Source organism: Parabacteroides sp. AM17-47 (assembly GCF_003434625.1).
Lineage (GTDB): Bacteria > Bacteroidota > Bacteroidia > Bacteroidales > Tannerellaceae > Parabacteroides > Parabacteroides distasonis.
In genome coordinates this window covers 35,513-48,943 of record NZ_QTLI01000010.1, presented here as the reverse complement: position 1 = coordinate 48,943, position 13,431 = coordinate 35,513, and the positions used below count along the sequence as shown (strand labels likewise).

6 protein-coding genes are annotated in these 13,431 nt (G+C 42.4%); all 6 read right to left on the bottom strand.

Annotated elements, in window-relative coordinates:
- Positions 1 to 9: 9 nt before the first annotated feature.
- Positions 10 to 2,166: a family 43 glycosylhydrolase gene (locus tag DW205_RS09725; protein ID WP_050776217.1), complete on the bottom strand. Its 2,157-nt coding sequence runs from the start codon at positions 2,164 to 2,166 to the stop codon at positions 10 to 12.
- Positions 2,167 to 2,306: 140 nt separating this feature from the next.
- The gene (locus DW205_RS09720; RefSeq protein WP_005863648.1) at positions 2,307 to 4,472 is read right to left on the bottom strand and encodes a glucoamylase family protein; all 2,166 of its coding nucleotides are present in this window, start codon (positions 4,470 to 4,472) and stop codon (positions 2,307 to 2,309) included.
- Between the two features lie 115 nt (positions 4,473 to 4,587).
- Positions 4,588 to 6,084: a RagB/SusD family nutrient uptake outer membrane protein gene (locus DW205_RS09715; protein WP_005860289.1), complete on the bottom strand. Its 1,497-nt coding sequence runs from the start codon at positions 6,082 to 6,084 to the stop codon at positions 4,588 to 4,590.
- A 24-nt stretch (positions 6,085 to 6,108) separates the two neighbouring features.
- Positions 6,109 to 9,150: a TonB-dependent receptor gene (locus DW205_RS09710; protein WP_005863650.1), complete on the bottom strand. Its 3,042-nt coding sequence runs from the start codon at positions 9,148 to 9,150 to the stop codon at positions 6,109 to 6,111.
- Positions 9,151 to 9,484: 334 nt separating this feature from the next.
- On the bottom strand, positions 9,485 to 12,343 hold the full coding sequence (locus tag DW205_RS09705) for a triple tyrosine motif-containing protein (RefSeq protein WP_005863652.1): 2,859 nt from the start codon (positions 12,341 to 12,343) through the stop codon (positions 9,485 to 9,487).
- Positions 12,344 to 12,434: 91 nt separating this feature from the next.
- Positions 12,435 to 13,265, bottom strand: coding sequence for a family 16 glycosylhydrolase (locus DW205_RS09700; RefSeq protein ID WP_005863654.1), 831 nt, complete (start codon positions 13,263 to 13,265; stop codon positions 12,435 to 12,437).
- Positions 13,266 to 13,431 lie beyond the last annotated feature (166 nt).

The following is a 13,431-nucleotide window of genomic DNA, read 5'->3' as shown; positions in this document are numbered from 1 at the left end:
TTAAAATAGTTATCGTCTCAATACTTTACTCATCGGTGAACGGCCGCTCTCTCCCAATGCCTCGATCGAGAAATAATAGTCCGTATCCTTATCCAAGCCCCTGAAATCGTACATCGTATCTCCCAGTACCGTGATACTGTTGTACAATTTATCCGGCGCTATACCATAATAGATATTGTAAGCGTACGCCTCTTTTACCGGCTCCCAAGTGATCATCGCATTCCGCTTATCCGCTTTTGAGCGTTCCACCTTTAAGTTCTTAACGGCGGCGGGAGCTTCTCCCAAACCATTTCCAAAAATACGAAATCCAGACATAGCGAAGTTGCCCGAAGGCACATGTTCGTTCACTATTTTCAAATAATGGGTTTTCAAAGGCTCACGCAACTCGATATAGTCGTGCGGAACGTCCTTGTCGTTATCGCTCTTATCGACTACCAATTCCCAATTTTGTCCATCTATAGAATGATAAATACGATATTGATGATACAAGTCCATCGCCTTATTATGCTGTACGGCTCTATGCTCGTAATAGTTCAACTGGATCGCACGTACCTCTTTCAATCCCTCTAAAGAGATCTGGAGCCATTCACCCGGCTCTCCCGAGCGGGCGGACCAGAAAGTACGCATGCTCTCATCCGTTACATTCTCTGGTACTAACGTACTATCCATGGAAGAGGCCATCACCGGTTTTCCATACGATAGCAACATCCAACCGGAAAACGTATTCGCGATATCATCGACCTTCCCTTTCGGCGTAAGCAAAGGATAGTCCCCGAAAGCGGTGTTCGAATACATCACGCCATCCTTATCGAATGCCGTAGGGTACAAACCAATACGACGCTCAAACTTATATTTCAAAGAAAGCATGCAAGTAGCCACATGCCAGTAATTGCCATACGCATCCTCGAAAGTACCACCATGACCGGCACCTTGTACGAAACCTCCCGGCTTATAGCTCATCGGGTTATGTTTCTGGTAGGTGAACGGGCCCATCGGCTTGTCGGATACATAGACACCATCCGCATAGACCTTGAACTCCGTTCCCGGCGCACCGTATTGGAAATAATATTTACCGTTATGCTTGGTCACGAAAGCTCCTTCCGTAAAAGGCGCTAAAGTCGTACTATCGTCATTGTTCATCCCGAAACGTTCCCATCCGTGTTCTTCCGGGCGCAGCATCATGATCTCTTGGATCTTGCTGATCGGGTGGAAATCACGGCGATCCAGTTCCACTCCCTTCAAAGCGAACTCATTACTTGAACCATAGTACATATACAAACGTCCGTCATCATCCAGCAAAAATGCCGGGTCCCAGCTAGGAAGAGCCGTTTTCTCCACATACCGCTTGAACTTTCCGCTTTTCGGGTTCGTACTATACCAAATAGGCAATCCCGCATAGGTAGAACCGGTATAGAACAAGGTATCTCCACTTACGAAAGCCGCCGGAGCGCACAAGTCGTCATCTTCCGGATAACGTTGGAAACCGGCGAATACAAACTCCCAATTGCTTAAATCCTTGGAATAATAGAATCCGGCTTGGTTCGTGGCGAAAAGGAAATATTCCCCTTTATACATGACCATCATCGGATCGGCCGTAGAGCGGAAAGAGCCATTCTTCACCAAATCCGGCAGATTCGCCCGGAAGCAGTAGCTCAAATTCATCGGGTTGCAATAGGTAGAGGGATGATCGGCCGTAGCGTCGAACCAGCGGGTGGCTTGCTGAGGAGCTTTTACCCGTACATCACGAGGATCCGCCTCCATCCGGATATCTATTTTCGTATCGTTATCGCCAAAGGCGCGATAAGCGTACTTCATCCCCGGATAATACACGAATAACTCATGATCGTAGCGGCTTGCTTGTATCTTATAATAGCCTGTCGCATCGGTGGTATAATGAACCGGGCTAGCCGTGAACATCACCGTAGCGCCTTCCAAGGGCTTGCCGTCCGGTCCGGTAATCGTACCTTCCAGAAAATGTTTTTGGGATACGGTAATATAGTAATCGCTTACCTGCCCCTTGATCACGATCACGGAATCTCCCCGCTCGTTTACTTGAGCGTTTACGGTAGAGACCGCGAAGAAAGAGGCAAGGAGTGATACGAGCATACACTTATTGTAGGCTTTTAAGGAAGCGCTAGAAACTCCTACGTCTTTCCGGAAAAACATGTACGTGTTTTCCGAAAAAGACGTACATGTTTCCGAGAAAACACGTACATGTTTTTTCCAAGAAGCGATAGCCCTATTTATTCTATTATATGCCAGCATATTATGTTCAAGATAAGTTATTGTTGTTTTTTGTCGCATTATTATTTTATGGATTGAATCTTTTGGATACCTTTTTGGACATCCGGATGGCTCATGAAAAGGTTCCACAACAGATTCGTACGGTAATTCTCGATCATAACCGTTACAGGCGCTTGATTCAATCCCATAAATAAGGGAGATACCCAATTTACAGTCAAGTTGAAAGCATCCCGGAAACCGTACTCACCCCATAAGAAGCTGCCATGGTTACGATAATAATTCCGCAAGGCTTTCATGGAAGCGTCCGGCGTATAAGGGAAAGAAGCCAGAGCGCCCGTAGGTGCCATCGTTCCGTTATCCCGGTGCGGCATCGGCTCCTGAGCTTGATAGTTCCAAGCGAAATCGCTGGCGGTCAATCCCCAACAATCTTCTCCATAACCTACATACCCCCCTTGGTTCTCGATACAATACCGTTGATTGATCTTTGCCATTTTCTGGTTGTTCTCGAAATAATTCGTGTACTTATCCGTGAACTTATGTGGGTCCAGCCCGAGATAGGAGTAATGGATAAAGAAAAGAGGACCTCCATTAGAGACACCTACTTTCAAGTTCTCCCCATAATAAGTATTGCCATTCGTATACATCTTACCATCTTCTACACGTCCCCAATCGGCACGGTATTCTTGCGCATACTCCTCTTGGCTGGCCCAGCCGCTATAATACATCTCCGGAGAGATTCCGTATTTCGGCCCCATGATAGCCAACATATAGGTAATCATGGTCTCATTCCAGCCGATCAATTTATGATTGATCACCCACGCCTGATCTGGAGACCAGTGCCAATATAGATATGGGCTGTCCTTAAATTGCTTATACCAGCTCCATTCCACGTTCTTCCACAGAGAATCGATGCTCTTACGGATTTGTTTCTCCTTGTCATTCTCTTGGTTGAAATATTGACGAGCCGTTAACAGCCCTTGGAATAAGAAAGAGGTCTCCACCAAATCACCTCCATTATCTTTCGGGCCGAAAAAAGCAACCGTCTTCCCGGTTGTCCCATCAATAAAGTGAGAGACCGCCCCATGGAATTTATCCGCTTTCTCCAAGAAAGAAGTGATTTTCAAGAAACGCTGTACGCCCTCTTCCCGGGTGATAAATCCCCGTTCGATACCCGCCACGATCGCCATGATACCGAAGCCGGAAGCCCCGGTAGCGATCATATCATTCCGTCCGGGAATATTCTCACGGGCAAGACCGCTGTTTGGCTCCGCTCCCTCCCAATAGTAACGGAAGTTCGCTTCCTGTACCATATCCAGCAATTGCTCGTCCGTCATTGGATAGGTAGTGGCCGAGACTGTCTGGGAATCATTGGATTCATTCAGCGCATAATCCACAGCCGTCACCTTATAATAAGCCTTTTTACCAACCTCTCCCAAGAAATCGGTATAACGATTCATCCAAGGGCGGCGGACAGCGACCGGCTGGTAAGTGATCCCGTCGAAAGAACGGTAAATGCGATAGTATTTTATATCCTCCTTCGATTGAGGAATCCATTTGATATCGATATGACGCTCATACGCCTTGGCTTCCTGCAAGACCGGAGCGTTTAAGGCACTTACCGACGGGAGGGAAGCCGGCAAAAGCTCTATATCGTCCAGATAAATCGTATATTCGTTTCCATCGGCCGTACCGGGACGAAGGGCTACGGCCGCTAATTTCTTGATGTTCGTATCGTTCACGGCGTTTAATCCGAAATCCTTCAAAGGAATGGATACGGAATGCCATACGCCGGGACGTGTATCTTTCAGATAATTTCTCAGGTTTAGGTATTGGGTATACGTGCTGTCCGCATAACGAATAGCGATATTGGGAAGAGCGGCAGCATCCATGCTCTCTCTCAGTTGTACTTGTAAAGAGAGCGTAGAGGGCTCACGAAAGAAGTCATTGCCACGGACCGGGCAATATTGTATCTCGCTATACCAATCTCCACCGGGAGCGGATACATAGGTAAGCTCCAAGGAATTGCCGGGTGTAAAAGCGACAGAGCCGGCAACCGGAAGATGATGTCTCGCATTTTTAATCCAAGAAGGTGAGGTATATTTCGCTTGAGAATAAAAGTAATCCCCTTTCATCAAGCTATTCTCGAAGAAAACATAGTCGTAAGGTTTCTCCACCGCTTGCAAGCTGGCGGATAATAAGAGAGTAGTTAGTAATGCGATGTGTTTCATGATGTTGATATTTATATAAATAAACGATATGATTTGAGATAAAATAGGCGGTGCCAAACGGGTTGACACCGCCTTGCCAAACTACAAAGGTCTAGTAAATAATGAGAATCTTATATTACTCTGTTACTTCCGGCTCAAAAGGCACAGGCTCAGCTTCTAAGTTAGGATTCAAGTCAATTTGATCCTGTGGTATCGGATAATATTCGCTTTCTCCTTTCACAAAACCCGGAAGTTCTTGAGTGGCTCTGTCCGTACGGACTAAATCGAAGAAACGTTCGCCCCATTCCAATGCCAACTCAACTTGACGCTCTTCCAGAATTTGATCCAAAGTCGCATTTGCAATCGGAGCTAAACCAGCACGTTCGCGAACCAAGTTTAATGGAGCGTCTCCATTTTGTCCCTTACGAACTTTAGCCTCAGCGTTCATTAACAACACATCAGCATAACGGAATACACGGATATTATTATTATCGCCATATCCAGTACGTCCCGGAGTCATTTGATTAGCCGGTGTATAAGCCTTTCCATTATAAGCAGTCGGTTCACCCGGTTGAGCGACAGGAATATAATCACCGTCACGAGTAGTGGCATCCGTCATGAGGAACGTTGTTTCCGCACGAACCGCTTCACCACGTTTAGAGAATAAATTACGGATTTTCTCAGTCGGCTCAATAAATGCCCATCCAGAGATAGGAGCCTCTCCACGAGGACCTTGGAACGCAAACCAGTTGTCAGAAGAAACGATATCACCACTTCCATTTCCAAAGTCAGTAAATTGATACTCTAGCAAAGACTCATTACACAATTTTCCCGGAATCTTAAACAACTCATAGAAATCATTATACAACTCAAACTTTCCGCTATTGACGATATCCTCGGTCAAGGCCAATACCTCATCCCATTCATTATCATACATCTTCTGTTTCGCTTTCAACATCTCAGCGGTATATTTTGTAACCGCTCCCGGATGCTCAGACTCATTCGGACGAATAGCCGGTAAGTTTGCTATACAATAATCCAACTCGTCATAAATGTACTTCTTTACATCCTCTTTCGTATTCTTGAATACATTCAGTTCTTGATTGTCTAACAAAAGAGGCACATCGCCAAATAAATTTACCAACTGGAAATAAGCATATGCTCGGAAAAAGCGAACTTCAGCAGCATATTGAGCGTTTAATTGCTTGTCTGACTCACTCGTCAAATGTTTAGCATAATTCTCTAAAGACTCCAATGCTGAATTAGAAGTAGAGACAACATAATAGCAGTTTCCCCAAAGGCCACTTAATGCCCAGAAAGTAGTCAAACGATCATACTGGAATTTACTAGCATACTCATACTCAATCTGGTCCGTAGGAGATCCTCCTTTATTCACATCGTCACCGCGAACTATGATACATCCATACGAGGACCAAGACCCCAGATAACCACGAGCGGTCGCATATACACCGGAAACAGGCATATACATATTCGATTTATTCGTATAATCAATACCCTCTACCTCTACAGTATTCTCTGGAAGCTTATCCAAGTAATCACTACAACTGGATGTCAGCAATGAAAAGGCTAAAGGGATAGCCCATAAAATCTGTTTTTTTAATATATTTTTCATATACTTCTGATTAGCATTTAAAGATTAATAAATAATACGAAGACCTAACGTATAAGAAGATGCTAAAGGATATACACGCTCATCAAATCCATAAGAAGAAGATGCTATCTCACCTTTCTCGTTCTTACTACCCAACTCTGGGCTGAAGCTGTTTGCCTTGAAAACAGTCAAAGGACGATCAGCAGTCAAGCTCAAACGAATGCTCGGCATCTTGAATTTTCCAAAGTCTTTCTTCGGGAATGTATAAGCAACTTGTACATTCTGAATACGGAAATAAGAACCATCTTCTACATAGAATGAGTTAAAGTTAGAGATATTCCAAGGTTTTACAGAACCTTTCGCAGACATATATTCGTTAGTAGAACCCTCACCTGTCCAACGATTCTCGAACTGATCTAAGTCATAGTTCAATTCAGAGTGCCAACGGCGGTCACCACGTTTACGGTTTACGATCTGGTTTCCAGCTACACCTTGCATAACCATAGAGAAATCGAAATTCTTGTAAGAGAATCCTAAGTTGATACCGTAATTGAAGTTCGGGATATAAGAACCCAATGTTACACGGTCTTTATTATCAATCTTACCATCCTTATTTTGGTCAACATACTTGAAATCTCCGGGCTCCAAACCATTTGCTACAGCAATCGGATCAGCAGCGATCTCTGCGGCATTCTGATAAACACCCTCAATATCATATCCATAGTAAGCATTCAACTCACCACCAACTTGAGAAATCGTACGGAACTCCGCAGAACCACCATATAAATAAGATAAACCATTCAAATCTTTTACCTCATTGTGCAAGGTTGTCAAGTTTGCTCCAATGTAGTAAGAGAAATCTTTACCGATCTTATCAGCCCAGTTAAAAGACAACTCAACACCTGTATTCAAAATCTCACCTCTGTTACCTAATAAGTTACCAGCACCCATTGGCAGAGGAGCGTCGATCACGGCATTTTGAGTCAAACGATAATACCAGTCTGCCTCTATTGTCAAACGGCTATTCAACGTACGAAAATCTAAACCGACGTTCGTCTCATTCACGACTTCCCAACCTAACCAACTAAAATAAACCAAGTTCGTATAACCAGGAACAGCGCTTCCTCCAAATATACCAGAGGTACCCATATCTTGCGTAATGGAAGCGAAACCATCACTAGCCGCAACCTTATCGTTACCTAACTTACCCCAGCTCGCACGTAATTTCAGATAATCAACCCATTTCTGATCTTTCATGAATCCTTCTTCTGAAATATTCCAAGCAGCACCTACAGAAGGGAAATAACCCCATTTCTCTTGGTATTTGGAAGAACCATCAGCACGCATTGTAGCAGACAATAAATATTTGCCTTTATAATCATAAGATACACGACCGAACCAAGAAACACCACGATAAGTCGTACCGTCATCGCCAGTTTTACGTCCATCCGCATTACCTTGATTCAAATAGTAATATTCCTCGTGTCCGCCCGGAACACCTGTAGCTTCTCCCCATAGGTTACGCCAGTTCTCTTCACGTACGGATTGACCCAACATCGCGGTTAAACCATGATCACCGAACGTATCTGTATAGGTCAATGTATTATCTAAAATCCAACTGTGATAAATATCATTCTTCTTATTCAAAAGGGGAGTCGAATTCAACTGAGTTCCACCAACCAAAAATTCTGGAGTATAAGCTCTTGTCTGAATAACATTGATATCTTGGCTATAAGCCGTTTTAAAGAATAACTTATTCTCCGGCAAGAAGTCGAATTGCGCATAGAAAGAAGGCATTACGCGCAACATTGAATTTTTAGAATCATAATACTCCGCTTGAGCAACCGGATTGTAGTAATACTCACTCAAACCGATTTGGGCAGGAGAACCATATTTCGTAGGATACGGATTCAAGGAGCTATTTTCATCATATACAGGAATAATACCCGGTGTACGGAAAGCTGCTAACCAAACCTCGCCGTTTGGCAAGTTTTGCGTAGAGTTGCTCAAAACAACGTTAGCTCCTACTTTCAACCAATCAAAAGCCTTATAATCCGCTTTCGTACGCAAATTGAAACGAGAGTAATCATTTTTAGAATCCAAGATACCATCTTGATACAAATAAGAGGTACCCACAGAATAAGTAGCTTTTTCAGTACCTCCAGAAATGTCTAAAGAATGGTTGTGAGTTAAAGCTGTATGTAAGATCTCATCATACCAGTTTGTATTCGGAAGTGTTCCCCAAACATTTTTAGCGTTATTTACAACAGCCTGTAAGGTTTCATTACCCATCTCACTGATCATAGTCGCATATTGCTCACTATTAGCCATTTTCAATACATTCGTAGCCTTTTGAAAGCCAACATAACCATCATAAGTAACCGTAGCAGGACGATTCAACGCACCTTTCTTTGTCGTAACCAAGACTACGCCATTCGCCGCACGTACACCATAAATAGAAGCGGCAGAAGCATCTTTCAAAATAGACAAATCTTGAATATCACTATTATTCAAGAAATCAATATTATCAAAGAACATTCCATCTACAACATACAAAGGTTGGCTATCCGTATTCATAGAACCGATACCACGAATACGTACGGAAGGACCGGAACCTGGCTGGCCACTATTCGTAATCTGCACACCCGGCACTTTTCCTTGCAAAGCACTCATCGGAGATGATGTCGCATGTTTCGTAATCTCATCAGCCTTGATCACGGCAATTGGCGCTGTCAAATCCTTAGCCTTACTCGTACCATAACCGATAACGACAACCTCTTCCAAGTTTTGCGTATCCTCACTCATAAGAACATTTACTACAGTCTGTCCGTTAACCGGAACTTCTTGTGTAGTCATACCTACATAACTAAATACTAAAGTTGCGTTCTTGGGAACATTACTCAAAGTATAGTCTCCATCCATAGAGGTTATGGTACCATTCGTCGTACCCTTAACCAAAACACTTACCCCGATAGCCGGGTATCCTGTGGCCTTTTCAGTTACCACACCAGTAACTGTCAGATTCTGCGCAAACATAGTAGTCGCAGCAAGTAACAGGCATAAACAAAGCATTAATTTAGCTTTCATTCATTCTAGTTTTAAAGTTGAACATTTGTTTTTACACTCATTATTAAATTTGAAGCAAATGAACACCCAAACCTAAAAAAGGGCAAATTTTTGTATACTTCAACACTACTGCAAGCCTTGCGCAAGCAGAAAATTACTACTTTTATACTACTGCAATACATATTAATTATCTTATTTTCAGTTATAATACATTTGTTAATTCAAAAGGAGAACATTATATGTTATTAAACACATCTCACTAAATATGGGAACACAAAAATGACAAGGAAAACTCATAGTTATGATTTTCTTATTTCATAGTTATGATATTTTTCATTCATAACTATGAAATTTCTTAGTGGAACTGGATCATGAAATCTACCAAGCTTTGCCCCTCCGGTAGATTTAGTTTTTTACGCAATCGATAGCGCGCCGCCTCGATACCACGTACGGAAAGATTTTGCATACGAGCCATATCCTTAGTTGGCATATTCAAACGTAATAAAGCGCATAATCGTAAATCGCCCGGAGTCAAATCGGGATACCGCTCTTTTAGATTCGTAAAGAACTTTTCGTGGATACGATCGAAATTAGTCTGGAAAATGGCCCATTCATCCTCGCCTGATATATTCTCTTCGATCATGCGGATGAGCTTATCGAAGAATCGTTTCGTATAACTTCCCGATAATTGTTGAGCTTGTATTTCCTTTTTTAGACCTTCAAGGAAATCATTATGAGAGATAACAGACAAAGTAGCACTGGCTAATTCCTTACTCTTATAAGTAAGGTCATTTTCTAATTTTTCATTCTCTAGCTTGACAATTAATTGCTCTTGCGCCCTCAATTGCTCTTCTTGCAATCTCTTTTGCTCCTCGTTAACTTTTTTCTCACGCATGACAATCCACATCGTATACATTCTCACTAATACGACCAGTATACATAAAAACAAAGCAAAATAGATGATCAGCGCCCACCAAGAGCTATAAAATGGACGTTCGATCTTGAATGGATAAGACAGAGAAGATAGCTCTTTTCCTCGATCGTCTTTCACAACCGCATGTAACACAAAATTACCATACGGTAAATTAGAATAAGTCCGTTGAAAATTACTGGTGCCTTCTATCCATTCATTATCAAACCCGTCCAGTTTATAATAGATCAGGAAACGGCGCCCCGTAAAATCCGGATACGAAAACTTAAAAAGAATCGTATTATAGCTATAACTCAATACGGACGCACCGGCTTCCGGTGCGTCCGCTCCCTTGCAAGGGAGCGGAGCGAACTCATTTTCATGCCGATTATAGGCCCTTACCTGCGACAAACTTAATGGAACTCGAGTCGTATCCACATAATTCCGGTATCTGTCATAACGAGCGATCCCCCCGTTTAGACAAAAATAAGACGTCCCGTCGGAAGCCACATAAATATTTCCCCTATCCTCTATGGTCGGATTATCAAACAAAGTAAAAGGAATACGCTGTTTTAACTGGAATCGCCCAGACTCATATCCTAACAATACATATTCCGAATTCCGGATAAACCAATATAAATCATTATTCAAGGAAACAACTCGATAGGTATCGCTTAACTCGGGAAAATCCTCATTCAACAAATCATAAGGAACGATCTTTCCAGTCAAATCCTCATAAGTATAAAACTTACTCCCATCCGAGAAAACAATACGTCCGCGTAATTTCATTACATTAATCGTACCACTCTCATTACCTCCCTCCAGTTTTCCGATATACTCCATCTCTTTCACGCTCCTCAAATCCTCATTCAAGCGAAGACGATAGATACCTTTATACATATGGCTAGCCCATATATTGCCGGTAGGGTCAACCTCAAACGATTTGATCAAATTAGAGAATCCTTCTACATTATGGCTAAATTTCCAACGATTAGTAACCATATCCCGGGTGAAAACACTGAGTGGACGGTAAGACATCTGGAGTAAAACTTCCTTTCCATGGATAATTGTCTTACGTAATGCGGTACCCCCTCCATTGGGCCCCGGTATCTGAGTAGCTTTTCGGCCCTCTAGCTGTAAGGTACCTGTATTATGTCCGGCAATCAGTTGATTTCCGACATCGGAGATATACCATGTCTGTTCTTGAGTACCGGGAATCAAGGTTGGATAACTATCATTCTCAGATAACGCATAAAGACCTTGGTTCGTAGCTAAATAAACAATACCCTTCTCTATCACCATATCATGCACCATACCAATCTGGGCCTCAAGCGGTTCATAAAAATAGATCGGAGAATTTACATGTATCTGCGCGATACCATTATCCAATGTAACCCATAAATTATCCGAATTATCAGCAAATACTCTCAATACCGTATTATTAATCAAGCCATTCTCCCGGTTGATATGCCACAAAGTTTCCCCCTGCTTATTAATCGCTACAACCCCATTAGAAATCGTACCCACAATAAAAGTAGAATCTTTCATCATGACTCCCCGGTTTGCGATCCCTTCCTTTAATATCTCATTGGCTGGTGTATTCCACACAGACAATTTTTTACGCACCTCATCATAGATAAAACATCCACTACGAGCCGAGACCAATAATAGCTGATGATCAAATGGCAAGACCGAAACCACATCATCCTCCAAAACCTTTTTCGATAGTAACTCTGTAAACTGGCCGTCATCCATTCGACAAAAGCTTCCTCCCTCCATGAACTGAACGTATAGATGATCGTCTAATGTGAAAATATACAATGGAGATAGGTCGGATACACCTTTTCTTACTTTTTCCCCGTCATAAATAAAAAAGCTCCGGAATGATTGAAAATAAATCTCACCCTTATATTCATTAATCGTCCAGAACTCATCATTATTAAGATAGACGTTCATCTCAGACGAACTGAGTGAATGATAAATCAGATCATTCTCATCATCCATCTCAAAATACCCGAACTCCTCGAAAGAGCCGACATAAATACGTCCGTCCTTCGATATATACAAAGCACGGACACCTAGATTATTCGGTAATTTCACAAGATCCCAGTGAATACCGTCAAAAACCAAAAGCCCCCGGTTATTACCAATATACATCTTTCCTCCCGGACCTTGGGAGACGGCCCAATTCTGGTTTCCCGCTTTGTAATCACTTACGGAATAATTGATGATTTTAGGAATATAGGGTACCTTCGCATTCCCCGTTATACAAAATAACAAGGCAATAACGCAACAAATCAACATACGAACCAACGTCCTCTTAAGTATCTCCTTCACTATATAGTACAGAATGTTATGTACCACAAAAGTAAATAAAAAAACATCACGTTACACCCTACTTCTTATAAACTCTTACATAATCAATCTCGAACACATGTGGAAAAAGAGAATCATCAATACCCTTTTGGCCTCCCCAATTCCCACCGATCGCCAGATTCAGCAAGATATGAAAGCGTTTATCGTAAGGCCAAACCTCATAGCCTGTCCCCTCGTTCTTAAATGTAAAGTATAATTGATCATCTACATAAAGCCGGTACTCATCTTCCTCCCATTCCAAGGCGTACACGTGAAACGCTTTATAACAATCCGGACACGCAATTTTAGCATTTTTTTGAGTTCCGATCGCATGATTATATTTTTCCGTATGCGAAGAACCTACGATCGTGTCGGGATCATAGCCCACATTTTCCATAATATCTATTTCCCCGCTTTTTGGCCAATCCCCGTATTCCCAATCCGTTGGAAGCATCCAGATGGCCGGCCATGTCCCTCGTCCAGTCGGGAGTTTCGCCCGAATCTCAAAACGTCCGTACAACCAATCCCCTTTTCCTTTCGTAATCAGGCGAGCCGATGTATATGAACGACCTTCCATCGGTTCTTTCAAGGCCGTAATCCTCAACACCCCATCCGAGACCCAAGCGTTCTCCTTTCTGCCGGATGTATAATATTGAGCCTCGTTATTTCCCCATTGATATACATTACCTTCCGTATCATAAGACCATTTCGTAGAATCAGGAAATCCCGTATAGTCAAACTCCTCACTCCATATCAATTTCCACCCGCCTTTATCCATGGGTGCAGACAAATCGACATCACTAGCATTCGCCAGACTGCTCAAGAAAACACGATATAGGATAAAACTAAACAAAAGAAATGAACGTGACATAACAATATAGATTTAAATCAGAATTTCCACAAATGTATAAAAAATAAATAAAAGTGTAGATAAAAAACACATCGCAAGGTTATCCCCGCAATTATACTGCGAATACCACAGGAGATATACTTCAGGTGGCAGAGAAGATATACTTCATTGCCAAAGTAAGTACTAC